At 71.3% G+C, this 25,567-nt stretch carries 22 protein-coding genes and 1 pseudogene; 5 read left to right on the forward strand and 18 right to left on the reverse strand.

Annotated features, from left to right (window positions below):
* Positions 1-51 precede the first annotated feature (51 nt).
* The gene (locus tag QQX04_RS03130) at positions 52-321 is read left to right on the forward strand and encodes a metal-sensitive transcriptional regulator (protein WP_301126203.1); all 270 of its coding nucleotides are present in this window, start codon (positions 52-54) and stop codon (positions 319-321) included.
* A 231-nt stretch (positions 322-552) separates the two neighbouring features.
* The gene (locus tag QQX04_RS03135; protein ID WP_301126205.1) at positions 553-2,235 is read left to right on the forward strand and encodes an FAD-dependent oxidoreductase; all 1,683 of its coding nucleotides are present in this window, start codon (positions 553-555) and stop codon (positions 2,233-2,235) included.
* Positions 2,236-2,783: 548 nt separating this feature from the next.
* On the opposite strand, the gene QQX04_RS03140 is transcribed toward QQX04_RS03135, so the two are convergent.
* The 16 genes and pseudogenes from QQX04_RS03140 to dacB all read right to left on the reverse strand — a co-directional run bounded on the left by QQX04_RS03140 (position 2,784) and on the right by dacB (position 19,082).
* Positions 2,784-4,475 carry an L-aspartate oxidase gene (locus tag QQX04_RS03140; RefSeq protein WP_301126206.1) on the reverse strand — a complete coding sequence of 564 codons (1,692 nt, stop codon included), beginning with the start codon at positions 4,473-4,475 and terminating at the stop codon, positions 2,784-2,786.
* A gap of 21 nt (positions 4,476-4,496) precedes the next feature.
* The gene (panD, locus tag QQX04_RS03145) at positions 4,497-4,979 is read right to left on the reverse strand and encodes an aspartate 1-decarboxylase (protein ID WP_301126208.1); all 483 of its coding nucleotides are present in this window, start codon (positions 4,977-4,979) and stop codon (positions 4,497-4,499) included.
* A 35-nt stretch (positions 4,980-5,014) separates the two neighbouring features.
* Entirely contained in the window at positions 5,015-5,869 is an 855-nt protein-coding gene (panC, locus tag QQX04_RS03150; RefSeq protein WP_301126209.1) for a pantoate--beta-alanine ligase, read from the reverse strand.
* The gene (locus QQX04_RS03155; RefSeq protein WP_301126210.1) at positions 5,866-6,810 is read right to left on the reverse strand and encodes a Rossmann-like and DUF2520 domain-containing protein; all 945 of its coding nucleotides are present in this window, start codon (positions 6,808-6,810) and stop codon (positions 5,866-5,868) included. Before QQX04_RS03155 ends, panC begins: the two co-directional genes overlap by 4 nt.
* The gene (locus tag QQX04_RS03160) at positions 6,803-8,536 is read right to left on the reverse strand and encodes a PH domain-containing protein (protein WP_301126211.1); all 1,734 of its coding nucleotides are present in this window, start codon (positions 8,534-8,536) and stop codon (positions 6,803-6,805) included. The genes QQX04_RS03155 and QQX04_RS03160 overlap by 8 nt, the downstream gene beginning before the upstream one ends.
* Positions 8,533-9,012, reverse strand: coding sequence for a PH domain-containing protein (locus QQX04_RS03165; RefSeq protein ID WP_301126212.1), 480 nt, complete (start codon positions 9,010-9,012; stop codon positions 8,533-8,535). Before QQX04_RS03165 ends, QQX04_RS03160 begins: the two co-directional genes overlap by 4 nt.
* 130 nt (positions 9,013-9,142) lie before the next feature.
* Complete coding sequence (locus QQX04_RS03170; protein WP_367312926.1) at positions 9,143-9,685, reverse strand: DUF3180 domain-containing protein; 543 nt, start codon at positions 9,683-9,685, stop codon at positions 9,143-9,145.
* A complete protein-coding gene (folK, locus tag QQX04_RS03175; protein ID WP_301126214.1) occupies positions 9,636-10,946 on the reverse strand; it encodes a 2-amino-4-hydroxy-6-hydroxymethyldihydropteridine diphosphokinase in 1,311 nt (436 codons plus the stop codon). Before folK ends, QQX04_RS03170 begins: the two co-directional genes overlap by 50 nt.
* Before the next feature lie 11 nt (positions 10,947-10,957).
* Positions 10,958-11,764: a dihydropteroate synthase gene (gene folP / locus QQX04_RS03180; RefSeq protein WP_301126215.1), complete on the reverse strand. Its 807-nt coding sequence runs from the start codon at positions 11,762-11,764 to the stop codon at positions 10,958-10,960.
* A gap of 180 nt (positions 11,765-11,944) precedes the next feature.
* Positions 11,945-12,511: a GTP cyclohydrolase I FolE gene (folE, locus tag QQX04_RS03185; RefSeq protein ID WP_301126217.1), complete on the reverse strand. Its 567-nt coding sequence runs from the start codon at positions 12,509-12,511 to the stop codon at positions 11,945-11,947.
* A 75-nt stretch (positions 12,512-12,586) separates the two neighbouring features.
* Entirely contained in the window at positions 12,587-14,590 is a 2,004-nt protein-coding gene (ftsH, locus tag QQX04_RS03190; protein ID WP_301126218.1) for an ATP-dependent zinc metalloprotease FtsH, read from the reverse strand.
* Positions 14,591-14,739: 149 nt separating this feature from the next.
* Positions 14,740-15,336, reverse strand: coding sequence for an endonuclease domain-containing protein (locus tag QQX04_RS03195; protein WP_301126219.1), 597 nt, complete (start codon positions 15,334-15,336; stop codon positions 14,740-14,742).
* 180 nt (positions 15,337-15,516) lie between these two features.
* Positions 15,517-15,651, reverse strand: a pseudogene (locus tag QQX04_RS14625) (type IV toxin-antitoxin system AbiEi family antitoxin domain-containing protein); the annotation flags it as partial.
* Between the two features lie 300 nt (positions 15,652-15,951).
* On the reverse strand, positions 15,952-16,488 hold the full coding sequence (hpt, locus tag QQX04_RS03200; protein WP_301126935.1) for a hypoxanthine phosphoribosyltransferase: 537 nt from the start codon (positions 16,486-16,488) through the stop codon (positions 15,952-15,954).
* A gap of 137 nt (positions 16,489-16,625) precedes the next feature.
* Positions 16,626-17,627 carry a tRNA lysidine(34) synthetase TilS gene (gene tilS, locus QQX04_RS03205; RefSeq protein ID WP_301126220.1) on the reverse strand — a complete coding sequence of 334 codons (1,002 nt, stop codon included), beginning with the start codon at positions 17,625-17,627 and terminating at the stop codon, positions 16,626-16,628.
* A gap of 6 nt (positions 17,628-17,633) precedes the next feature.
* Complete coding sequence (gene dacB / locus QQX04_RS03210) at positions 17,634-19,082, reverse strand: D-alanyl-D-alanine carboxypeptidase/D-alanyl-D-alanine endopeptidase (protein WP_301126222.1); 1,449 nt, start codon at positions 19,080-19,082, stop codon at positions 17,634-17,636.
* A gap of 89 nt (positions 19,083-19,171) precedes the next feature.
* On the opposite strand from dacB, the gene QQX04_RS03215 reads away from it, so the two are divergent.
* Positions 19,172-19,696, forward strand: coding sequence for an inorganic diphosphatase (locus tag QQX04_RS03215; RefSeq protein WP_301126224.1), 525 nt, complete (start codon positions 19,172-19,174; stop codon positions 19,694-19,696).
* Between the two features lie 288 nt (positions 19,697-19,984).
* Here QQX04_RS03215 and QQX04_RS03220 read toward each other — a convergent pair whose 3' ends face one another.
* Positions 19,985-21,499 (reverse strand): C40 family peptidase, encoded by a 1,515-nt coding sequence (locus tag QQX04_RS03220; protein ID WP_301126226.1) that lies wholly within the window; start codon positions 21,497-21,499, stop codon positions 19,985-19,987.
* 292 nt (positions 21,500-21,791) lie between these two features.
* On the opposite strand from QQX04_RS03220, the gene metX reads away from it, so the two are divergent.
* The gene (metX, locus tag QQX04_RS03225) at positions 21,792-22,988 is read left to right on the forward strand and encodes a homoserine O-acetyltransferase MetX (RefSeq protein ID WP_301126230.1); all 1,197 of its coding nucleotides are present in this window, start codon (positions 21,792-21,794) and stop codon (positions 22,986-22,988) included.
* Positions 22,989-23,023: 35 nt separating this feature from the next.
* Positions 23,024-23,968, forward strand: a complete 945-nt coding sequence (locus QQX04_RS03230) for an alpha/beta hydrolase (protein ID WP_301126233.1) — start codon at positions 23,024-23,026, stop codon at positions 23,966-23,968.
* A 200-nt stretch (positions 23,969-24,168) separates the two neighbouring features.
* Here the strand turns inward: QQX04_RS03230 and QQX04_RS03235 are convergent, their stop codons facing one another.
* Positions 24,169-25,488, reverse strand: a complete 1,320-nt coding sequence (locus QQX04_RS03235; RefSeq protein ID WP_301126234.1) for an aspartate aminotransferase family protein — start codon at positions 25,486-25,488, stop codon at positions 24,169-24,171.
* Between the last annotated feature and the right edge of the window lie 79 nt (positions 25,489-25,567).

Below are 25,567 nucleotides of genomic sequence, written 5' to 3' on the forward strand. Positions count from 1 at the left end.
GGGTACGGGGAGGGGTATCCTGTCTTGTCATCTAGTGCTATGGAGGCCCCCATGTCCGAGGTTCACCTCACCGAAGCCGACCTCGAGCCGGTCGTGAAGCGCCTGCGCCGTGCGCACGGACAGCTCGCCGGAGTCCTCCGCATGGTGGAGGAGGGGCGCGAGTGCGGCGACATCGTCACGCAGCTCGCCGCCGTCTCGAAGGCGATCGACCGCGCGGGCTTCACCATGATCGCGTCCGGCCTGGAGCAGTGCGTGCGCGAGGGCGAGAGCGCGTCCGAGGCGAAGGTCCGCCTCGAGAAGATGTTCATGGCCCTGTCCTGACCTCGGTCGGGATCCTTTCGCGCCGCGATCTCCTCGCGGCGCCTCGCCGTCGGCCTGCCGGACCCGTTCCGGACAGGTTGACGGCTCACCCACCCCACGCGGCGTCGCGCCTGCTCGTACGCTGATCTGAAGCGCGCCGATCGTGCGGTGAGGTGCCCGCGGGACCTAGGTCTCGCATACCCCCGGGGGTATCTGGTACGGTGGTGCCATCAACCCCTGGAAGGAGTACCCATGCGCATCGTCGTCGTCGGAGGTGTCGCCGGAGGCATGAGTGCCGCCGCACGCGCCCGCCGCCTCAACGAGTCCGCCGAGATCATCGTCTTCGAGAAGGGCCCGGACGTCTCGTTCGCCAACTGCGGCCTGCCGTACCACGTCGGCGGAGACATCGAGTCCCGCGACTCCCTGCTCCTGCACACCCCCAAGACCCTCGGCGCATCCCTGGGCCTCGACGTGCGAGTCAACACCGAGGTCACCTCGATCGATCGCACCGCCAAGACCGTCACCGTCGTCGGCCCCGAGGGCAGCGACGTCGTCTCCTACGACGCGCTCATCCTCTCCCCCGGCGCCACCGCGTTCACGCCGCCCATCCCCGGCATGGACCTCCCCCAGGTCACCCACCTGCGCACCGTGGACGACGCCACCGCCCTCGCTGCCCGCGTCGGCGAGGCCAAGACCGCCGCCGTGCTCGGCGCCGGCTTCATCGGCCTCGAGACCGCCGAGGCCCTCCGCGAGCGCGGCCTCGACGTGGCCCTCATCGAGATGGCCCCCCAGGTCCTGCCCCCGCTGGCGCCCGAGATGGCGCGCCTCGTCGAGCTCGAGCTGCGCGCCAACGGCGTCGACGTCGTCACCGGCCTCGCGGCCTCCGCCGTCGAGCCCGCCGCGTCCGGCAACGGCGTCACCGTCACCCTGTCCAACGGCGCCGCCGCAGACGTCGACATCGTCGTCGTCTCCGTGGGCGTCCGCCCCAACTCGTCGCTCGCGTCCGACGCCGGCCTCGAGGTCGACGAGCGTGGCGCGATCATCGTCGACGAGCACCAGCGCACCGCCGACCCGAGCATCTGGGCCGTCGGCGACGCCATCGCCGTCAAGAACCAGATCACCGGCGTCGTCGGGCCCGTCCCGCTCGCCGGCCCCGCCAACCGCCAGGGCCGACGCGCCGCCGAGTCCATCATGGGCGTCGCCAAGCCCGCCAAGCCCGTGCTCGGTACCGCGATCGTCAAGGTGTTCAACCTCACCGCCGCGATCACCGGCGCCTCGCCGCGCATGCTCGACCAGGCAGGCATCGAGCACGTCGTCCACCACACCCACCACCTCAACCACGCTGGCTACTACCCCGGCGCGGACCAGGTGCACCTCATGGCGACCTTCGCCCCCGACGGCACCCTCCTGGGCGCCCAGGGTGTCGGCCGCTCGGGTGTGGACAAGCGCATCGACGTGCTCGCCACCTCGCTGCGCGCCGGCTTCGGCGCCGACGACCTGGCCGAGCTCGAGCTCGCCTACGCACCGCCGTTCGGCTCCGCCAAGGACCCCGTCAACATGCTGGGCTTCATGATGCAGAACACGCTCATGGGCACGCTCAAGCTGTGGCACGCGTCCGACGTCGAGTGGGCACGCGAGAACGCGCTCATCCTCGACGTGCGCTCGGCAGGCGAGTTCACCCGCGGGCACCTGCCCGAGGCCGTGCACATCCCGCACGACGAGATCCGCGAGAACCTGGACCGCATCCGCGAGCTCGCCGACGGCCGCCCCGTGCGCGTGCACTGCGCCTCCGGCTTCCGGTCGTACCTCGCGCACCGCATCCTCGACCAGGAGGGCTTCGACTCCGCGAACTTCGACGGCGGCATGCTCACCATGCAGACCGCGCTGCCGGAGATGGAGCTCGTCACGGGCGTCGCCGAGCCGGCGACCGCCTGACACCACCGTCGGCCGACGGCCCCACCGGGCCGCTCGGTCGGCGGGCCAGGTCCCGCCACCAGGTGGGCCGGCCAGGTCCGCCACGGCTGGACCACCTCGTCCCGCATCCCGCGGGACCCACCACTGTCCCGGCCCCCGCGCCGTCCGACCCGCCCAGCGGCGCGGGCGTCGCGAGGGTCCGGGCTTCAGACCCCGACTGTGGCGCTCACCCCCTTGCGCGACAGCCGGATCAGACAGGACGGGGGCGGTCTTTTTCCGGGGGGCCGCCCCCGTCCGGCTGTCTGGAGTGCTGGCGCGACGGTCCGGCGCCAGTGTCGGCGGTTCGGACCAGTTCTGATTCAGCGGCTCAGTCCGGCGCTGCGTCAGTGGCTCGGCAGTTCGAGGATTCGCGCCCTCAGACAGAGCCGACAGTACGAACCACTCTGAGCCGCGACACCCCGTGAGGCCGGGCTCGGAGCGCGGAATCGGCGGCGTGTCGGACTGAGAGTGGTTCAGACTGTCGGGGCAAGGGCGGCCGGAGCAACGGCCGCTCACCGGCGAGCGAGGCGTCAGCCCAGGTCGAGCGGGACCTTCATGAGCGACAGCGCGCCATCCGGGTCGAGCGACGCGGCCTGACGGACCTCCCAGCGCTCGTCCTGCTGAGGGAAGTCGGTGCGCAGGTGACCGCCGCGGGTCTCCTCGCGCGCCATCGCCGTACGCACCAGGACGGACGCAGCCTGAAGCACGTTGGTCGTCTCCCACTCGGCCACCTGCGGGGCGGGCCCCACGGCGTTGTCCGAGTGGAACTGCGCGCGCAGCCGCTCGAGCCGGATGTCGGCCCGCTCGAGCCCCACGCCGTCACGCACGGGCCCGGCGCCCTGGTGGGCGATCTTCTGGATGCGGGGACGTTGAGTCGCGGGCACGAGCGCGTTCGGGCCGAGTCGGTCGACCGGCTCGTGCTGCCGCACCACTCCGTCCGCTACGACCGCCGCGGCGTCCTTGGCGGCACGCGTCGCGAACACGAGCCCTTCAAGCAGCGAGTTGGACGCGAGACGGTTGGCCCCGTGCACGCCCGAGCAGGCGGCCTCGCCCACGGCGTACAGGCCGGGCCTGGTGGAACGGCCGCGCAGGTCGGTGAGCACGCCTCCCGAGTGGAAGTGCTGGGCGGGCGCGACGGGGATCAGGTCGGTGCCCATGTCGATCCCACGCTCCGCGAGGCGCGCGTGGATCGTGGGGAAGCGCTGCCTCAGGAAGTCGTCGCCCAGGTGGCGGCAGTCGAGGAAGACGTTGTCCGACTCCTCCTGCGCCATCATGCGCACGATCGCCTTGGAGACGACGTCGCGCGGGGCGAGCTCGGCGAGCTCGTGCTGGCCCACCATGAACCTGTCGCCCTCGGAGTTGAGCAGGTAGGCGCCCTCGCCGCGCACGGCCTCGGAGATGAGCGGCAGCTGGCCGAGCGCCGAGGACCCCTCCCACAGCACCGTCGGGTGGAACTGGACGAACTCGACGTCCGCGATCGCCGCACCTGCGCGCAGGGCCGCGCCCAACCCGTCGGCCGTGGCCGACGCGGGGTTCGTGGACGACTGGAACACCTGGCCGATGCCTCCGGTCGCCAGGATCACGGCCTTCGCGAGCGCGGCGCCGACGCCGTCGCGCGAGCCCTCACCGATGACGTGGAGGGTGACGCCGCAGACCGGGCCGGGGATGCCGTCGGCGTCGGGGGCGGCGGTGAGGAGGTCGACGACCATAGCGTGCTCGATGATCTCGATGCCTGGGTCGTTGCGGACCGCGTCGAGCTGGGCGATGAGCGCGCGGGAGATCTCGGCCCCGGTGGCGTCTCCGCCGGCATGCGCGATGCGGTCGCGGTGGTGGCCGCCCTCGCGGGTGAGGGTGATGGACCCGTCGGCCTGGGTGTCGAAGTGGGCGCCGCGGCCGACGAGCTCGCGCACGCGGTCGGGGCCTTCGGTGACGAGGGCGCGGACGGCGCTGGGCGAGCAGGTGCCGACGCCTGCGACGAGGGTGTCCTGGAGGTGCTCGTCGGGGGTGTCCTCCGGGTCGAGCGCGGCGGCAATCCCTCCCTGCGCCCAGATCGTGGAGCCGGAGCTGAGCACGCCCTTCGTGACGAGGAGGACGTGGTCGACCTTCTGCCGCAGCTCGAGCGCGGCGGTGAGGCCCGCGATGCCGGAGCCCACGACGACGACGTCGGCGTGAACTGTCCAGCCTGGCTCAGGCGCGCGCAGGCGCTGCACGAAACGGGTCATGAGCCACAGACTATGCCCGCGCTAGGCGTCCTCCGTACCGCGGTGGTACGCGTCCCAGCCGTCGGTGTGGAAGGCGTGGGTGCTGAGCCCGGACGGCTCGAGGCCGGACCCGTCGGGCACGAGCCCGGGTTCGTCGGACAGCTCGACGATGCGGTTGTCCTGGTCGACGAACACGACGTGCGGCTCGTAGGTGCGGGCGTCGGCGTCGGACAGCATGCCGTAGCCGATGATGATGACGGTGTCGCCGGGCTGCACGAGGTGGGCGGCGGCACCGTTGATGCAGATCTGCCCTGAGCCGGACTGGCCGGGGATGGCATAGGTGGTGAGGCGTGCGCCGTTGGTGACGTCCACGACGTCCACCTGCTGGCCGGGCAGCACGTCAGCGGCCTCCATGAGGTTCGCGTCGATGGTGATCGAGCCGACGTAGTGGAGGTCGGCCTGGGTGACGGTGGCGCGGTGGATCTTGGAGATCATCATGGGGCGCTGGAGCGAGGTGACGCTCATGGTCGGGTCCTTCCTTGGGTCGTGGGGCGGCCCGGTCAGCGCAGGCGGGTGACCACGTTGTCGATCAGTCGGGTGTCGCCGACGGTGGCGGCCACGGCGATCACCACGTCGCCTCGATGGTCGTCGCCGACGGGGTGGGCGTCGGCGGGGTCGAGCGCGGCGAGGTAGTCGACGTCGAGGCCCGGGGTGGAGTCGAGGATGGCCTGTCCGGCGGCGACCGCGGCGGAGGCGACTGCTCCGGTCTCAGCGGCGTCGCGGGCGGCGTTGAGGGCGCGGGACAGCGAGAGGGCGCGCGCACGCTCGTCTTCGCTGAGCCTGATGTTGCGCGAGCTGAGGGCGAGCCCGTCGCCGTCGCGCACGGTCGGCACCGACGTGATCTGCACGGGCAGGTCCAGGTCGCGCGCCATGGCGCGGATCGCGATGAGCTGCTGGGCGTCCTTCTGGCCGAAGAAGGCGACGTGGGGCTGGACCAGGTGCATGAGCTTGAGGACGACGGTGAGCATGCCGTCGAAGTGGCCGGGCCTGTGTGCGCCTTCGAGGATGTCACCGATCTCGCCTGCGCTGACCGTGACGGCGGGATCGCCGTGCGGGTACATGGTGGTCAGGTCGGGGGCGAAGAGGACGTCGACGCCGGCCTGCTCGAGCAGCGCGGCGTCGGCCTCGAGCGTGCGGGGGTAGCTCTCCAGGTCCCCAGGGTCGTTGAACTGGAGGGGGTTGACGAAGATCGTGACGACCACCTGGTCGGCGGCCACGCGTGCGGAGCGCACGAGCGCAAGGTGGCCGGCGTGGAGGGCACCCATGGTCATGACGACCGCACGCCTGCCGGGCGCGTCGCCGCGGCGGGGCGGCTCTAGCTCCCTCAGCTCGGCGGGGGTGGTGATGATCCTCATCGGTCCTCCAGGTCGGGGCCCTGCGCGGCGGGGCCGTAGAGGTCACCGGGCTCGAGCCCGAGCGCGGCGATCACCCCCGCGTAGCCGTCCGCGCCGAGCCGTCCGCCGGAGAACGCCAGGTCGGCGGTCGCACGGGCCATCGCACGGTAGGCGGCGAGCGTCTCGGGGCTTCCCGAGAGCGCCGCGAGGTGCGCTGCCACGGTACCGGAGTCGCCGCGGACCACGGGACCGGTCAGGGTGGTGACCGCCCCTGGGGCGTCGCTGAGCGCGCCGTCGACGGAGGCGTGCGTGAGCGGTCCGAGGACGCGGCCGGGCTCGTCGACGCCGATCCTGGCGAGCGTGGCGCTGGCCTGGGTGACGGCGGTGACCACGTGGTTCGCGCCGTGGACGAGCGCCGCGTGATACGCCGCACGGTCCTGTTCGGCGACGACGACGGGCTCGCCTCCCATCTCGACGACGAGGGCTTGGGCGATGGGCAGCACGGGCGCCGAGGCGGTGACGGCGAAGGCGGCATCGCGCAGGCGGGCGCGGTCCATGCTGGTGCCGGTGAACGTCATCGCGGGGTGGATGGCGAGGGGGATCGCTCCGGCGGACTGGGCGTCTGCGAGGACGCCGGTGCCATAGCGGCCCGCGCAGTGGACGACGAGCTGGCCGGGCTTCCATGCGCCGAGGGTGGCGAGTCCGGCGACGAGGGACTCGAGGGAGTCATCGGGCACCGTGAGGAGGACGAGGTCGCTCGCGCTGACCACGGCGTCGGGGTCGAGCCGGGGCACTCCTGGCAGGAGTGTGTCGATGCGGTCGACGGAGGCGGCGGAGGAGCCGGAGGCTCCCACGACCTCGTGGCCGGCCTCGCGCAGCAGCGAGCCGAGGACCGCGCCGACGCGTCCGGCACCGACGACCCCGACCGCGAGGCGGCCGGGACGCTGGGACGGGTCAGACATCGCGGCGCTCCGGCGGGGTGGGGCTGTGCGGTGCCTGCTCGACGCGGTCCGCGGTCGCGGTCGACCCGTCGGTTGGGACGGGCGCTCCCGGTGCGTCGGCTGGGAGGGGCGCGCGCGGTGCGTCGGCCGGCAGGAGCGTCGGCGCGACGTCGGACTCCGGTGCTGCGGTGATGTCGTCGGAGGCGAGCACGTCGTCGATCGCGGGGGCGACGGCGGCAAGCCACTGCTCGGGCGTCTGCTTCCGACGGCCCTCGCGGGCGCGGATCGCCTGCTCCTCGATCAGCCGGAACGCGTCCTCGACGGCGAGGTGGTGGGCGGCGGGCATCACGGGTCCGGGCGTGGAGTGGATGATGACCGACGCGACGCCGGCCGCGCGCTCGAGCGGCCCCTGGCTGAGGCCGAGCGACTGGGTGCGCTCGTGCGGCACGATCGACAGCTCGCGCACGAGCGCGCCCTCGCGGATGAGGAGCGCGGTCTCGGTGGCGCGCACGCCGCGGTTCTTCCACTGCATCGGGTCGAACCAGCGTGCGGAGCGGGGTGAGGCGACGAAGCCTCCGTCGGCGCCCCTTCCGGACATGGCGCGGGAGATGGTGCCCTCGGGGTCAGGGTCGCCCAGGTCGGGGAGGACGAGCCACAGGGCGGCGAGCGCGTCGGCCCTGGTGCCGACCGGCAGGAGCGTGGAGACGGCGGTCTCCCCTGCCTGGTAGCCAGCGACATTGATGGTGATGCGCCACCAGTCGCGTCCGCGCCACAGGAGAGGCTGACGGAGCTTGACGGCCTGGACGCGGCCGGGCGGCACGGTCTGGCGGCGTGTCTCGAGCATGCCGTGGCGCAGTCGGACGCCGTCGGCCGAGATGCCGGCGACGAAGCCGAAGCCTCCGGTGAGCCTCGTCCAGACGTAGCCGACGATCGCGAAAACGAGAGGGAGGAAGCCTGCGATCGACCCGCCGATGATGCCGAGCAGCGCGGTCTCGACCTCAGAGCTGACCGCCAGGATCACGACCAGGCCGGCGAGCGGGAGGCCCACGAGCCACAGGAAGGGCCCCGACAGCGCGATCGAGGCGACCAGCCTGCCGAGCGGGACCGACAGGACGTCGCGCTCCTCGGCGGCGGCGATGGCGGGCACGGCCTGCTCGTCGGGGCGGAGGACGTCGCGCAGGCTCGGTTCCTGTGCGGACCCGGCCGACGGCGCCTCACCTTCCGCTGCGGCAGGACGGCCGGTCTTGAGTCCCGCGGCAAGCACCATGATCTCGTTGCGGAGCGCCTCGGCGTCTCCGAGCCGGAGGTACTCGAGCGCGACGGTCGACCCTTCGCCGCCTGCGACCTCGATGCGGACGGACGCGAACCGGAAGATGCGTGCCAGGAGCGGCTGCACCACGTCGACGGCCTGAAGCCGGTCGAGACGGGCCTGCTTGTTCTGACGGAACAGGATGCCCTTGCGGAGCTCGACCGAGTCGTCGGTGATGCGGAACGTGGTCATGCGCCACGCGAGGTAGCCACCCGCGACCACGAACAGGGCGATCACCAGTCCGATGATCGCGAGCGTGATGATCGCCGGATGCCAGGTGCCCTCGGCAGCCTCGCCGGCACCGCCCGCCCACTCGGGGGCGTTGTTGAAGAACCAGTACGCGCCGATCGCACCGAAGACCGACCACGCGCCCAGGAAGGGCGAGACGGGATGGAGGCGCGTCCACTCGCGGGGCGCCTGGTAGACGGTCGGAGTCACAGTCCCGCCAGGGTCGCCTCGCCGCGTGCCGTGAGGCGGTCCCTCAGGCGGGCGGCCTCGTCGGTGGGCACGCCGGCGATCGACGCGTCGGTGCCGGGAGCGGCGGTGTGGAGCTGGACGCGGGCGATGCCGAACGCGCGCGCCAGCGGCCCGGCCTCGACCTCGACGAACTGCATGCGGCCGTAGGGCACCACGGTGACGCGCTTGAACATGCGGCCGCGCTTGACCAGCAGGTCGTCCTCCCGCTCGGCCCACGCGTGGGCGCCCACCTGGCGCACCACGATCCAGCTGGTCCAGAGCAGGATGATCGCGACGGCTGCGGGCGCGAGCCATACGAGCCCGCCGAACATGACGGCGGGGACGGCGGTGGCCACGAGAAGCAGGAGCAGCGGGATGCCGAAGCTCAGCAGCCGGGCAGGGATGAGACGCCTGTCCACGTAGGTCCAGGAGGCGCCTTCGGGCTCGAACCAGGTCATGGGGTCCAGTCTGCCAAAGGCGACGACGCCCGTGCGTCGCCCTCAGGGATGATCGGCGCCCTCAGGGTCCGGGGCAATGGCCGACGCGCGGCTCACGCAGGTGCGGAGCCAACCCGCGACGCGCGTCGTGTCACGCAGGTGCGGGGCCGGCGCCGCCGGGGACGCTGACTCCGTGATGCTCGTCGTCGTCCTCGTCGATCCGGCACCAGCGCTCGGCGACGACGCCCGCAACGAGCATCGCGATCGACGCGCCCGCGGCGATCATCGCCTGGATGGCGATCGCGCGACGCGGCGCGTGGTCCCAGTACGCGAGCAGGCCCAGCACGTAGCCGCCCATCGCGCCTCCGAGCACGGCACCGCTGTAGGCGCACGCCTGCGCGAAGGCCGCCGTGCGGACCGCCTTCATCGAGTCGATCGGCCCGCGATCACCTTTCCGGTATCCGCGCACCGTCCACCCCCACGCGATCGCGATGCCGCCCGCGATGAGGCAGCCGATCGGGAGCGATACGGGCACCGCGAACGGAGGGTTGCCCCGGCCCAGCAGCAGAGCGGCGAGGGCCCAGGCGAGCAACAGGGTGGGCACGCCCCAGAGTGCGAGGCGCCGCCAGGTCAGCAGTGTCACGTCAGGGGCGCGGCGCCTCGCCCTCCCACGGCGTGGACGACGACGGCGCACCTCCCTCCGCGTACGGGGTGGGGTCGTTGAACTGAGGGGTGGGCGCGGACTGCGCCGGCGTCACGGCCGACGGTGCGCTCGGCTCCGCGTCCTCGGGGACGAATGCCGTGGTGGCGGGGTCGAGCGCCGGGTCCACCTCTTGAGCCTCGCTCTGCGGGATCTCGGGCTGCATCGCGCCTGACTCCGGGGCCTCGGGCTGCACGTCCTGCGGCTCGATCTCCTGCGGCTGGACGTCCTGGGGTGCGGCCGCCTGGCCCGTCTGAGGCTGCGCGACGATCTGCACGCCCGAGGTGTCGACGGTCGTGACCAGGTCCCCGACCCTGCCGCCGCCCTCGCCGGGAAGCACCGCGTCGGCGTCGAAGGCGGCCCACGGCACGAGCACGAAGCCACGCTCCTTGGCGCGCGGGTGAGGCAGCTGGATGTCCTCCGCCTCGGCCACGAGACCGTCGAAGTCGATGATGTCGATGTCGAGCGTCCGCGGGCCGTTGGCCACGCTGCGCTCCCTGCCGTAGACCATCTCGATTCCCTGGCAGGCGGCGAGCAGGAGGCGCGGGGACAGCGTCGTCTCGATCGTGATCACGGCGTTGAGGTAGTCAGGCTGCGGCGGTCCGCCCACGGGCGTGGACTGGACCAGCGGGGACGCGGCGGTGACGGTGATGCCGTTGATGCGGTGCAGGTCGCCGACGGCGTTCGAGAGGTTCTGCGCCATGTCGCCCAGGTTCGCGCCGAGCGCCAGGACCGCCTTGACGGGCCTGCCGGGCGCCGCGTCGAACGCGTCGCCGGTGGGGCGCGCGCCTCCAGGGGACATGGGGTCGTCGGGCATCCCGGCCGACGAGCCGATCCGCTTGTCCGCCCACAGCCCACCGGTGCGCAGGTCGCGACGGATCCGCACCGTCACGTCCGCGAACTCGACGTGGAGTGGCGCCTGCGGCTTGTGGACCACGACGTCGACGCAGTAGACGCCCTCCATGTCCAGCACCGCGAGCGCGATGTGCTCCGCGACGGTCTCGATCAGGTTGGCGGGGTCGCCCGCGAGGATCTCGGCGGCCACGTCGGCCACGTTCGAGTAGTTGAGGGTGCGCGTCAGATCATCCGAGCCTGCGGCGGCGCGCGTGGAGACGTGGGCGACCACGTCGGCGTAGAAGAGCTGGCCCGTGGTCCGCTCGTTCGCGTTGACACCGTGGAAGCCGGTCACGCGGATACCGTGCACCGCGATCTGATCCAGCTCGACGCCGTCCTTGACGTAAGGGGTCGCATCCATCGTCATACCCTTCATCGTGCCGTGTACCCGGCCTTTGTCAACGCGGACACGACGGAGATCGCGTCGCGCGCGGCGGCGGCCTCGTGGACCCTCACCGCCCACACGCCCTCGAGCGCGCACACTGTGGTGACCGCGGTGGTCGCGGCCTCACGGTTCGCCGGGTCGGCGCCGTCTCCCCCGCCCGACGCGATGGCGGCCCCCAGGAACCGCTTGCGTGAGGCCCCGATGAGGACGCGGTGACCGGCCGACCATTCGCGCCAGCGCGCGATCAACGGCCAGTTCGACTCGGCGACCTTCGCGAAGCCCAGGCCCGGGTCCAGGATGATCCGCTCCGGGGCGACTCCCGCGTCGGTGAGCGCGCCGATGCGCGCGTCGAGCTCGGTGGCCACCTCGGCCACCACGTCGGCGTAGCGGTCCGCTGAGTCCATCTCGGTGGAGTGGGCGCGCCAGTGCATCGCCACGTAGTCGCAGTCGAGCTCGGCGACCGTGGCGGCCATGCTTTCGTCCGCGAGGCCGCCTGAGACGTCGTTCACGAGCGTCGCTCCCGCCTCGACCGCCGCGCGGGCCGTCTCAGCATGCATCGTGTCGATGCTCACGCTGACGCCCTCGGCCGCGAGCGCCTTCACGACGGGGATGACCCGCGCCTGCTCCTCGCGCGGCTCCACGCGGGCCGCCCCCGGACGGGTCGACTCTCCCCCGACGTCGACGAGCGTCGCGCCGTCGTCCCTCAAGGCGAGTCCGCGGGCGATCGCCGCGTCGACGGTGTCCCAGCGTCCACCGTCGGAGAACGAGTCAGGGGTGACGTTCAGGACCCCCATCACGAGCGTCGGTCCTGAGGTGCTACGGCCGGCGCCGCTGCTGGCGTCGGCCCTCTCGCCCCGGGACGCGGGTCGCTCAGCGTCGCCGGTCCCCCGCGCGGGTCGCTCAGCGTCGGTCTGCACCGGTTCGACGCCCGTTCCGGGTCGCTCAGCGTCGCTCACGGCCGTGTCACCACCCCGTCAACGCCCGACGATGAGGCTCATCGCCTCAGCCCGGGTCGCCGCATGACGCATCACACCACGCACCGCCGACGTGACGGTGCGCGAGCCGGGCTTGCGGACCCCACGCATCGACATGCACAGGTGCTCCGCCTCGACCACGACGATCACGCCGCGCGCGCCCAGCTCCTCGACCAGCGCGTCCGCCACCTGGGTGGTGAGCCGCTCCTGCACCTGTGGCCGGCGGGCGTACATCTCCACGAGCCGCGCGAGCTTGCTCAGGCCCGTGATCCGGCCGTCGACCCCAGGGATGTAGGCGACGTGCGCCACCCCGTGGAAAGGCACCAGGTGGTGCTCGCACATCGAGTAGAGCTCGATGTCCTTCACGAGGATCATCTCCTCGTGGCCAAGCTCGAACACTGTCGAGAGGACCTCGGACGGCTCCTGGTCAAGTCCGGAGAAGAACTCCTCGTACGCGCGAGCGACGCGCGCCGGGGTGTCCTTGAGACCGTCGCGGTCCGGGTCGTCGCCGATGGCCGCGAGGATCTCCCTCACCGCCGCCTGGATGCGGGGCTGGTCGACTGCCATCTCAGGCCTGCCTTGTCGTCGGATCGGATGCTGTCGTCGGATCGGATGCTCTGGTCGGGCCGGGCTGCCGTCCCGTCAGGACTCGTCGGACTTCTCTGCCGTGTCGGCGTCGGCAGCGTCGTCCTTGGGCTCGACGATCTCCGGGGCCGGAGCCTTCGGCTCCTCCTCAGGAAGCGGCGCGGGCGGCTCGGTGGGCGCCCACTCGCCAGAGACCCAGTGGCCGCGGCGGTCGATGTGCTGCACCTGAGCGAAGATGCCGGCCAGCTCGTCCTCGCCGAGCGTCTCCTTCTCGAGCAGCTCGGCGGCGAGCCGGTCGAGGACCTCACGGTTCGCCTGCAGCGCCCACGTGGCCTCCGCCATCGCCTGGTCCATCAGCTTGCGGACCTCGTCGTCGACGATCGCGGCGACACGCTCCGAGTACTCGCGGCCGTGACCCATGTCGCGACCCAGGAACACCTCGCCGGAGCTTCCCGACAGGCGGACCGAGCCCACCTCGGTGCTCATGCCGTACTCGGTGACCATCTGCTTCGCGATCTCGGTCGCCTGCGAGATGTCGTTGCTCGCGCCGGTGCTCGGGTCGCCGAACACCAGCTCCTCCGCCACACGACCGCCCATCGCGTACGCGAGGTTGTCGAGAAGCTGGTTACGGGTCTTCGAGTAGCGGTCCTCCGCCGGCATCACCATCGTGTAGCCGAGGGCACGGCCGCGCGGCAGGATCGTGACCTTCGTGACCGGGTCCGTGTGGTTCATGGACGCAGCCACAAGCGCGTGACCGCCCTCGTGGTACGCCGTGACCCGCTTGTCGTGGTCGTTCATCACGCGGGTGCGCTTCTGCGGGCCGGCGATGACGCGGTCGATCGCCTCGTCCATCTCCGACGGGCCGATGCGCTTCTCGTCGCGGCGCGCGGTGAGCAGCGCCGCCTCGTTGAGCACGTTCGCCAGATCGGCGCCCGTGAATCCGGGCGTGCGGCGCGCGACCGACTCGAGGTCCACCTCGGGAGCGATCGGCTTGCCCTTCGCGTGCACCTCGAGGACCTTGCGTCGTCCCTTGAGGTCCGGGGCGTCCACGCCCACCTGACGGTCGAAGCGGCCCGGGCGCAGCAGCGCGGGGTCCAGGATGTCGGGCCGGTTCGTGGCCGCGATCATGATGATGTTCGTGTTGATGTCGAAGCCGTCCATCTCCACGAGCATCTGGTTGAGCGTCTGCTCGCGCTCGTCGTGACCGCCGCCCAGGCCGGCGCCACGGTGACGGCCGACGGCGTCGATCTCGTCCACGAAGATGATCGCCGGGGCGTTCTTCTTCGCCTGCTCGAACAGGTCGCGGACGCGGCTCGCACCGACACCCACGAACATCTCGACGAAGTCCGAACCCGAGATGGAGAAGAACGGCACGCCTGCCTCGCCCGCAACGGCGCGCGCCAGCAGCGTCTTGCCGGTGCCGGGAGGGCCGTACAGCAGCACACCCTTCGGGATCTTCGCGCCGACCGCCTGGAACTTCGCCGGGTGCTCGAGGAACTCCTCGATCTCCCGCAGCTCGTCCACAGCCTCCTCGACGCCCGCCACGTCGTCGAACTTCACCTTCGGCATGTCCGGGCTCACCTGCGAGGCGCGGGAGCGGCCGAACTGCATCAGCCTGTTGCCGCCGCCCTGCATGCTGGACAGCAGGAACCAGAAGACCACCACGATCAGCAGCAGCGGGATGAAGGTGATCAGCAGGCTCGTCCAGATCGACGTGGTCGCCAGCTCAGCGTCGTAGCTCTCCGCCGTCGAGGCCTCGACGGCGTCGATCACCGCCTGACCCTGCGGCTCCGCGTACGTGAAGTACACGACGTCGGAAAGATCCGGCCACGTCTCAGGCGCATCCGACGGCAGCCGGTCCGCGAAGTCCTCGACAAGGGTCAGCTCGACTCGCTGGTCGCCGTCGATCACCTTGGCCTGCTCCACCACGTCGGCAGAGAGCAGCGCGAAGCCATCGGACGTGTCGACTCGATCAGTGCTGGGACCGAAGAAGCCGGACACGATCCAGCCCAGGAGCACGATCATCACCACGAGGAGCAGGATGCGGGGAAGATTCTTCATCGTGCCTATGACTCTACGCGAGGGCTCGGAGTGGGTGGAGACCGTTTCGCCCCAGGCAGAGAGGCTCTCTCGGGGACCCCTTCGCGGTCGACCGGGCTGTCGCGCCCGGCGCGGCCCGACGCGCGGGGACCGGACACTTTGCACCAATCTCAGCCGCAACACCCCGGTCGGTCGCGCCAACCGAACCGCGACACGCGCGCAGCGGCGTCCAGATTGGTTCGCACTGTCGGAGTGAGCCAGCCCCTTCGCCACATCACGCCGATCACATCGTCGACGACCCCGGAAGCGGCCTGCAGGACATCCGCGCTCGTGTACCGCAGCACCGCGTAGCCGCTCAGCTCGAGCGCTCGATCGCGCTTGCGGTCGCGCGCGAACTGCTCGCGGTCGTGATGGAAGGCGTACCCATCCGTCTCCACGACGACGCGCCCCTCGACAAGCAGATCGACCCTGCCCACGCCGGGAAGGAGCACCTGGGGCGTCACCGAGAACCCTGCCTCCCGCAGAGCCACCCGTGCGACGGTCTCAAGCGGCGACTGCGCACGTCCGTCGATGGCTCCGATGACGCGGGAGCGCCTTTGTTCGGTCCCGCGGGTGAGGAGCAGGGACTCTTCCGACCGCACCAAGCCGCGGTTGATCGCCGCATCCCACAGCGCGACTTGCTCAAGCGGAGTCGTGCACAGGCCGACGATGTCGAGGTGCTGCCTCGCGAGCGCCCCGCGTGTCGGCAGGTGCCGGTGGATCACCACCTCGTCGACGGGACGGCTGCGCGGGTCACCGAGTGCTCGAGGCTGCGGGACCCCAAGATGGATGCGCTCATCCTCCGTGAGCAGTGGCAGACCATGTGACGCGCACCAGGTGAGGCACGTCGGCGTAGCCCGGAACACCGAGGCGAGAACCCGTTCGCGGTCGGTGCCCGGTAGCGAATAGCAGCCGCGATGCGGCCTGACGAGCTCTCCGCGATGCACAGCAGCCAGGAGAGCCTCTCGGCTGACGCCGACGCGCTGAAGCTCTGCCCAACGCGCGACACCGCCTCGTTGCTCGACCGCCCTCAGAGGTTCCATGGTTCGACGGTCGCGGAGTCGAGCTCTCGCACGGAGTCGTTGCGCACCGGCTGGGGGCTTCGCGAGCGACACCACGGACTGTGGACGCCGATGAGCGGGCTGTGGACGCCGAGGATTCGGACGCGTCACGCGCGTCGACGCGTCGGATCACCCCACCTCGCCCGCACTGCGAACCAAAGCCAACGGCGACACCCCGTCGACACGCCGACGCAGGGCGCGACACGCTCGCGTGTCGCGGCGAGATTGGTTCAAACTGTCGGGTTTGCGGGAGGTGCGCCGCGCGCCCCGCCCCTGGGCTGGTCAGCCCCCGTAGACCTCCGGGTTGAGGATCGCGACGAACGGCAGCGTCCTGTACTTCTCCGCGAAGTCGAGGCCGTAGCCGACCACGAACTCGTTGGGGATGTCGAAGCCCAGGTACTTGATCGGCACCTCGACCTTGACGGCGTCGGGCTTGCGCAGCAGCGCGGCGATCTCGACGGACTCGGCGCCGCGGGACTGCAGGTTGCCGAGCAGCCACGACAGGGTGAGGCCGGAGTCGATGATGTCCTCGACGATGAGGACGTGCTTGCCGGTGAGGTCGGCGTCGAGGTCCTTGAGGATGCGGACGACGCCGGAGGACTTGGTGCCGGAGCCGTAGGAGGAGATCGCCATCCAGTCCATCTGCACGGTGGGCGGCATGCGGCGCGCGAGGTCGGCCATCACCATGACGGCGCCCTTGAGCACTCCGACGAGGAGGAGGTCCTTGCCCGCATAGTCGGCGCGGATCTGCGCGGACATGACGTCGAGCTTCCGGCCGATGTCGTTCTCGCTCACGATGATCTTCGTGAAGTCGTTCATGTCGAACGTCTGGTCCACGTGTGGCTCCTGTGGGTGCGGTGAGGGGGGATGCCCGACGCTGGGCTGGCTCCGGGAGGGGACCCGGGGCCGGGGTGGGCGGCGACGATGCTCTGTCGCTGCCGTCGGCGAGCTGCGGCTCAGGTGGCCGGTCGCTCCAGGGGATGGCTGATCACAAGCCTGCCATATTCGCGCTTCGCCTCGTACCCGCCGGGCAGGGAGACGGCGCCTTGGCCTTTGTACTGGGTGACGAGCGCGTCGAGCGCGTTGACGTGCACAGTGGTGAGGGGGCCTGCGCCTTTGGCTTCGGCGAGCATCTTGAGCATGCGGGAGCGGATCGCGTCGGGCAGGGCGGCGAGCATGTCGCAGCGCCATTCGTCGGAGCGGACGGTGGAGGCGGAGGTGCTCATGGCGGAGCGTGCCTGGCGGTCGAGCTCGTCGGCGTCGGCTTGGAGGAGTGCGGCGGAGCGGGCGAGCCCGGAGACGACGCCGGGCCCGAGGACGTCGTGGAGGGCGGGCATGACGGTGGCGCGCAGGGCGGAGCGGCGGGGGCCGTCGGGGTCGGTGTTGGTGGGGTCGTGCCAGGGGTCGAGTCCGAGCGCGGCGCAGGCGGCGAGGGTGTCGGTGCGGCGGACGGAGAGGAGGGGGCGGGCGATGCGTCCGCGGCGGGGCGGGATGCCGGACAGGGCGCGGGCCCCGGAGCCGCGGGCGAGTGCGAGCAGCACGGTCTCGGCCTGGTCGTCTATGGTGTGGCCGGTGAGGATCTGCGGGTCCTGCCCGCCCTCAGCGTCGACGCGGGCGTTGATGGCGTCGTAGCGGGCCTTGCGGGCGGCGGCCTCGAGCCCGCCATCACGTCCGACGACGACCTTCTCGATGAAGACGGTGTAGATGCCTGCGAGCCGAGCCTGCTCGGCGGCGTGCTGGGCGATCCGGTCGGAGCCTGGCTGGAGGCCGTGGTCGATGATGATCGCGCCGGTGAGGTAGCCCTCCTTGCGGCCCACGTAGGCGGCGGCCGCGGCGAGGGCGAGAGAGTCGGGTCCGCCGGAGAGGGCGACCCACACCTTGGTGCCGATCGGCATGCCGTCGAGCGCTTGTCGCACGGCGCTCCGGCATGCTGCGACGGAGGGGTGTGGTGCGCTCATGCGGGGTCAACCTTCACAGCCACATCCTGCCAAAGCTCCGATGAACTCGTCGATGGCCGCGCGGGGGCGGGGCTGCCCGGGGGGCATGCCGTCGGCGAGGGTGGCGAAGACGAGCCAGCGGCCGTCGGCCGTCTCGATGAGGCCTGCAAGGGCGGTGACGCCGGTGAGGGATCCGGTCTTGGCGAGGCCGCGGCCGACGACGTCGTCGGTTCCTGCGCGGTCGGCGACGGTCCCTTCGACTCCCATGACGGGCAGCCAGTCGAGGATGCCGCTGGTGTCGTCGCTGACGGCGGCGGCGCGGAGGGCGTCGACGAGCTGGTTCGGGGTGATGCGGTTGCGGTCGGAGAAGCCTGCGCCGTCGTAGAGCTGGAGTCCTGTGGTGTCGACGCCGAGCCCGTCGAGCGCCTCGGTGACGGCGGCGGCGGCGCCCGAGGGGGTGGCCTTACGGCCCGTCTCGAGCGCGAGGATGCGGCCCACCTGTTCGGCGACGGTGTTGTCGGAGTCGCGCAGCAGGTAGGTGACGATGTCGGACATGGGCGCGGATTCGACGCTGGCGACGACGCTCGCGCCGCTGGAGGCGGTCCTGGTGACGGTGGTGCCGACGTCGATGCCGCGGTCCTCGAGAAGGGCGGCGAAGGCGTCGACGGTGTCGCCCACGGGGTCGTCGGAGCGCTGCGCATAGGCGTCGTCGGTGAGGCGGCCCTCGTCGATCGCGATGCCGGTGACGCGGCCGGCGTACCCCTGCTGCAGCGCATAGTCGGGCCACGACTCGGGGTAGGCGGGGCCTGGGTAGTCGCTCGTGTCGACGGCGACCGTCACCGTGCCGAGGTCGGTGCCGAGCGCGTCGACCACGGCGTCGGCCAGGTCCGCGAGCCCGGCGTAGCCGTTGGCGACGGACGGTCCTCCGAAGGCGGCGATCTCGTCGGCGCTGGCCGTCCCCAGGTCGCCATGGTGTCCGTAGCCCTCGGCGAGCAGGATGTCGCCGCCCGCGACGAGGGTGAGGGTGCGCGCTCCTGGATCCCACGCGGCGTCGGTCGACAGGGTGTGGTCGGGTCCGAGCGCGGTCGCGGCCGCCACGGCGGTGAGGACCTTCGTGGTCGACGCGGGCACCTGCGGCTCGTCGGCGTCCAGGTCGGCGAGCGGCTCGCCTGTCACCAGGTCGATGACGGACACGTTCGTGGACGTCCCCGTGCGCGGATCGTCACGAAGCTCCTGCGCGAGGATCTGAAGCTGATAGGGCGACGGGAGGGGCGCGTCGGCCCCGGTGCCGTCCGTCAGCGCCAGGCCTTCCATGGACGACGACGGGGCTGGGGACGCCGTCAGGAAGGGCGCGGCGACCGGCGGGGCGGGCTCGGCGGTGAGGAACCCGGGCACCACGTCGGCCACATCCGCGGCAAGATAGCCGAGGGCGAGCACGGAAGGGACCGCGATCGCGATCGCCAAGCGTCTACCCATTCCGCCCTCCGGTTCGATGCGTCAGACTAGTATCCAGTCAACGAACCTCGCGGCCCGACCCGGTCGCGTCCCCGAATGTTAGGACCAGCATGGAGTTCGACGTCACGATCGAGATCCCCAAGGGCTCGAGGAACAAGTACGAGGTGGATCACCACACGGGCCGCATCAAGCTGGACCGGATGCTGTTCACGTCGACCCGCTACCCGGACGACTACGGATTCATCGACGGGACGCTGGGCGAGGACGGCGACCCGCTTGACGCGCTGGTGCTGCTCGAGGAGCCGACGTTCCCCGGCTGCCAGATCCGCTGCCGCGCGCTCGGCATGTTCCGCATGCGCGACGAGGCCGGCGGTGACGACAAGGTGCTGTGCGTGCCCGTGGGCGACCAGCGTCAGACGTGGCGTCAGGAGCTGACCGACGTGTCGGACTTCCACCGCCTTGAGGTGCAGCACTTCTTCGAGGTCTATAAGGATCTGGAGCCCGGCAAGTCGGTCGAGGGCGCCACCTGGGTGGGCCGTGCGGACGCCGAGCGTGAGATCGAGCGGTCCTTCGACCGTGCGGCGGGCACCCCGTTCGCGCACATGAACCCGCTGTACCCGCCGCAGGAGCACTGACCTGAGGCGGTAGCGGTCGCGGATGTCCGCGACCTTGGTGTGAGGGAGGCCCCGGCGATGCCGGGGCCTTCGTCGTGTACGGGCTGTCCGGGCTCCGGGCTCCGGGCTCCGACACTTTGAACCAATCCCGGGGGCGACACGCGAGCGTGTCGCCGGCCGGCTCGGCGTGTCGACCGGGTGTCGCGGGGCGGAATGGTGCGAACTGTCGGAGACAGGCGGCGGGTTGGCCGGGCTAGCGGCTACCGCCTGCCGCCTGCCGCCTGCCGCCTGCCGCCTACCGGCTACCGGCTACGGGCGTCCCGCGTAGGGCATGATGTCGCCGACCGCCCAGTTGTTGTAGACGCGGGTGCCTGCGACGTGGCCGGGCGTGGTGGCCTCCATGACCTTGCCGTTACCGATGTAGATGGCCACGTGGTAGATCTGCGAGGCGTTGCGGTTGGTGCCCCAGAAGATGAGGTCGCCGACGCGCAGATCCGAGAACGACACGTGCGTGACCGCCGTGTACTGCATGCGCGAGCTGTGCGGCAGGTAGTGGCCTGCAGATCCCCAGGCCGCCTGCGTGAGGCCGGAGCAGTCGTAGGCGGGTCCGCTGCCGCCGTAGGCGTACGGGGCGCCGACGAGCGTCTGCGCGTACTGCGCCGCGGCGCTCCCCTGGGATGCGGTGGAGCTCCACCCTCCGGACGATCCTGACGAGCCGGAGCTCGAGCCGCCCGACGAGCCCGACGAGCCACCGGTCGCGGTGTCGTCGGAGCTGCCTGAGGACGAGCCTCCGCTTGAGGACCCACCCGAGGAGGAACCACCGGAGGTCGACCCGCCGGTCGACCCGCCGTCGTCGTTGGACCCGCCCGACGACGATCCACCGGAAGACGAACCACCGGAGGAAGAGCCCCCGCTGGACGAACCACCAGAGGACGACCCACCAGAAGTCGAGCCGCCGGACGACCCCCCGTTCGCGGCGTCCTGCGCGGCCTTGTCCGCTGCTGCCTTCGCGGCGGCCTCTTCGCGTGCGCGCTCGGCGGCGGCTGCTGCGGCTGCCTCGCGTTCGGCTTGGAGGCCCGCCTGGCGCTGCTGCTCGAGCGCGACGGTGGTGCCGTTGAGCTCGGCGAGGCGGTCGAGCGCCTCGGCCTGGATCTGCTGGGTCTGCTGGACGGCGTCGTTCGCGTCCTCCTGGGCCTGCTGCGCCTGCTGGAGGGTGGTCCGCGCCTGCTCCTCTGCGAGGACTGCCTTGTCGGCGGCGTCCTCGGCGTAGCCGCGCATGGTGGTGGCGACGAGCTCGGCGGCCTTGACCTGCTGGAGCACAGCGTCGACCTGGCCGGAGGCGCGGTCGAGCGATTCGGTGCGGGTGATGACGTCGTCGAATCCGTCGGCGGTCATGACGGCTTCGAGGGAGGCGAGGTCGCCTCCGCTGCGGTAGTCGGCGAGCGCGACTGCGGCGAGCGCTGACTTGGCGTCCTCGAGGGCGTCGTCGGCGTCGTCGGCGCGGGCGTTGGCGGCGAAGAGGTCCTGCTGTGCCTGCACGTTGGCGGCCTGGGCGACGTTGTAGTCCTCGCCTGCGGCGAGCGCGGCGATGTTGGCCTGGTCCGCTGCCGACTGGAGCTGCGCGATGGCGGAGTCGAGCTGGGCGACGGTGGCGGCCTGGTTCTCGGCGGCGGCGCGGGCGGCGGCGATGTCGTCGGCTCCGGGGTAGGCGTCTGCCTGGGGTGCGACGGCGACGGCGAGCATGGTGCCTGCGAGGGCGAGCGCGAGCGCGCCGGCGGTGCGCCGTCCGGCGGTGACTGCCCATGCCATGGGGTTCAGTTCCACGTTCTCCTCGCGCGTGTGCGCCTGTGATGTGCGGCGGGGGTGCCGCGGGGTCCTCAGGTTAGGTCCGGTTGTTCCGGATCGTCACCCCCTGAGGGGTGTGCGATTCCTCTCACCGTTATCGGCAACCATAGTGACACGCTTGAGGCTGATGTGACAGATGTGACCAATCTGACGAGCGACCCGAGACACCCGCGCCGACGCGTCGGCCGCCGTCGCGCCCCGTGCCGACCTCGGCGCCCCGGCCACCCCACGACAGGCCCGGTCGCACGGCGTTGCCCTAGGCTGAGCGCCTATGGACGACGACGGCATCGAGACCGACGCGTGGGCGGCCGACGAGGGCCCTGGCCCAGGCGCTCCGATCCCCGCCTCTGCCGCGTGGCGTGAGGGCGATCACCCTGGTAGACGCAAGTTCTTCCGCTTGGGCGACATGCCGCTCGAGGCGGATCCGAGGGGAACTCTGCCCGACGTCGTCCTGGCGTACGAGACGTGGGGCGAGCTCAACGCGGCGAAGGACAACGCGATCTACATCGCGCACGCGCTGACGGGCGACAGCCACGTGTTCGGACCTGCGGAGCCGGGCCACCACACTGGCGGCTGGTGGAACGCGATGGTCGGCCCGGACAAGCCGATCAACCCCGAGAAGCACTTCATCGTGTGCGCGAATGTGGTGGGCGGCTGCCAGGGCAGCACCGGGCCGGCGTCGCCACATCCGGAGGATGGCAGGCCGTGGGGCTCGCGCTTCCCTTACGTGACGATGCGGGACATGGCGCGCGCGGAGATCGCGCTCATGGACTTCTTGGAGATCGACCGGTGGCGGCTCATGACAGGCCCGAGCATGGGCGGCATGCGCGCGCTTGAGTGGGTCTCGATGGTGCCGGAGAGAGTCGGCGCGATCTCGCCCGTCGGGTCCACCGGCGCGACGACGGCGGACCAGATCGCGTGGTCCACGTCGCAGATCGCGGCGATCCAGGCGGACCCGCGCTTCCGCGGCGGCGACTACTACGACGCGGCCGACGGGGACGGGCCTCACGTGGGCATCGGCATCGCCCGCATGATCGCGCACACGACGTACAGGTCGGCTGGCGAGCTCAACGACCGCTTCGGCCGCAGCTACCAGGGCGACGGCGACCCGCTGGGCAAGGGCGGCCTGTTCTCGGTGCAGTCATATCTTCAGCATCACGCGCGCAAGCTGGCCCGACGGTTCGACGCGAACACGTACGTGACGCTCGCGCAGGCCATCCAGTCGCACGACGTGGGGCGCGAGCGCGGCGGCGTGGAGACGGCGCTGGCCCGGTACGCGAGCCCGGCGCTCGTCATCGCGATCGACTCGGACCGCCTGTACCCCATGCAGAACTCGCAGCGGCTCGACGCGGCGCTGTCGGGCTCGGACGGCATCAAGGTGGTGCACTCCCCTGTGGGCCACGACGGCTTCCTGGTGGAGGCGGCGCAGATGATCGCGTTCATGGAGGAGTTCGAGCGCTCGCTGTAGCGAGCGCCGTCGACTCGAGCCGAGGAGGAGATCCCGTGCCGCTGGACCCTGACATCGCCCGCATCCTCGAGTGGGTGAATGCGCAGCGTGCCGCGCAGACGGAGCCGCTGACGGTGGAGACGTTGCGTCAGCAGATGGCCGACTGGGGCCGCGGTGCATTCGGGGTGGACCGTGTGGAGGGCATCGAGGCGGAGGACGTGGAGATCCCGACGTCGGGCGCGAAGATGCACGCACGCATCTACCGTCCTGCTGGGCTTGCGACTCCTTGTCCCACGATCGTGTACGCGCACGGCGGGTCGTGGATCATGGGCAGCGTCGACATCTACGACGCTGTCACGCGGCGCATCGCCCGCGAGGTGGGCGCCGTGGTGGTGAGCATCGACTATCGGCTCGCTCCAGAGCACCCGTTCCCGGCCGGCTGGGAGGACGCACGCGATTCGATCCTGTGGGCGCACGAGCACATCGACTCGCTGGGCGGGGACGACGACGCGGTGGTCATCGCCGGGGACAGCGCGGGCGGCAACTTCGGCGCCTCACTGGCGGTGTGGGCACGAGACGCCGGCGTGAAGCTCGCCGCACAGCTGCTCATCTACCCGTCGTGCGACCTGTCCCAGCGCTACCCGTCCATGGACGAGTTCGCGACCGGCTACCTCTTGGAGACTCCCCCGGTCGACTTCCCCGACCGCGCCTACCTGGTGGACCCGGACCTGCGGTGGCATCCGATCGCGTCGCCGCTGCTGAGCGACAGCCTCGCGGGCCTGGCGCCTGCGGTGATCGTCACCGCGGAGTTCGACCCGATCAAGGATCACGGGACCGTGCTCGCGGATGCCTACCGGGAGGCGGGCACGCCCGTCGTCCTGAAGGAGTACGCGGGGCTGATCCACGGGTTCGTGTCCGCGGCGTCGTCCCCGGCGGCGATGGCCGCGATAGACGACTTCTGCGCGGAGCTGGTGACGGTGCTGGGGTCGACGCGGGGCTGAGCCGCCGCTCGCCCGCACGCCGCTCGCCCGCACGTCCCCACCCCGCACCGGCCAGCCTTCCGATCCCGGACAGTTCGCACCAATCTCAGCCCGACACGCGGAGCGACACCCCGGAGAGCAGGCGGCTCGCCGGGGTGTCGCGCGTCGGATTGGTTCAAAGTGTCGGGGGGCGATCTGGCCCAGCCCGAGCGGCCGCGGCGCTACCGCTCCGAGAGCACCTTCTCGATGATCGCGAGCCCGGTCTCGGCCTCGTCGGCGGTGATGACGCACGGCGGCACCACGTGGATGCGGTTGTCGGCGATGAAGGGCAGCAGGCCGTGGTCCATGAGCGCCTTCTTGATGGCGCCCATCTCCGCGGCGGGCAGCGGCTCCTTGGTGGCGGGGTCGGCGACGAGCTCCATGGCCCAGAACACTCCGACGCCGCGGACCTCGCCGATCACGTCGAGCCGCTCGGCCATGGCCTCGAGGCGTGGGCCGATGACGGTCTCGCCGATCGTCGCGGCGTTCTCCACGATGCCCTCGGACTCCATGGCCTCGATCGTCGCGACGATGGACGCCATGGCGAGCGGGTGGCCGGAGTAGGTGAGGCCGCCGGGGAACACGCGGTCGTCGAAGGTCTTGGCGATGGGGTCGGAGATCATGACTCCGCCCGCCGGCACGTAGCCGGAGTTGACGCCCTTGGCGAAGGTGATGAGGTCGGGCGTGATGCCGAAGTGCTCGTGCGCGAGCCACTTGCCGGTGCGGCCGAAGCCGGCCATGACCTCGTCGATGATCAGCATGATCCCGTAGCGCGTGGCGATCTCGCGGGCGCCCTGCATGTACTCGGCGGTGGGCATGATGACACCGGCGGTGCCGGGGATGGCCTCCAGCAGGATCGCGGCGATGGACGACGGACCCTCGGCGACGACGGTGCGCTCGAGGTGCTCGAGGGCGCGCGCCGAGTCCTCCTCGGGGGTGGTGGCCCAGAAGTTGGAGCGGTACGGGTAGGGGCCGAAGACGTGCACGTGGCCGGTGGCGTACTCGTTGGGGATGCGGCGCCAGTCGCCGGTCGCGACGATGGCCGCGCCGGTGTTGCCGTGGTACGAGCGGTAGCGCGAGATGACCTTGTCGCGGCCGGTGTGGAGGCGGGCCATGCGGATGGCGTTCTCGATCGCGTCGGCTCCGCCGTTGGTGAAGAAGATCTTGTGGAAGCCCTCGGGCGCGTGCTCGAGGATCTTCTGCGCGGCCTTGGCGCGGGCGTCGTTCGCGTAGGCGGGGCCGATGGTGGCGAGCCTGGCGGCCTGCTCCTGGATGGCGGTGACGACGGCGGGGTGCTGGTAGCCGATGTTGACGTTGACGAGCTGGCTGGAGAAGTCCAGATACTCCTTGCCGTCGAAGTCCCACACCTTGACGCCGGAGCCGCTGGCGATCGGGAGGGGCGCGAGCGCGCCCTGCGCGGACCAGGAGTGGAAGACGTGGCCGGTGTCGGCCGCGGTGATGGTCGCGTTGTCGCTGGGCTGGATGAAGGGCGACTGGCTCATGGGTCCTCCGGGTCGTGGGCGGCGCCGGCGGTTGCCGTGCGTCTTCGATCCTGTCGCATCCGGCCGACGGGCCGCGCTG

This window comes from Demequina zhanjiangensis, from assembly GCF_030418315.1.
Taxonomy (GTDB): Bacteria; Actinomycetota; Actinomycetes; order Actinomycetales; family Demequinaceae; genus Demequina; species Demequina zhanjiangensis.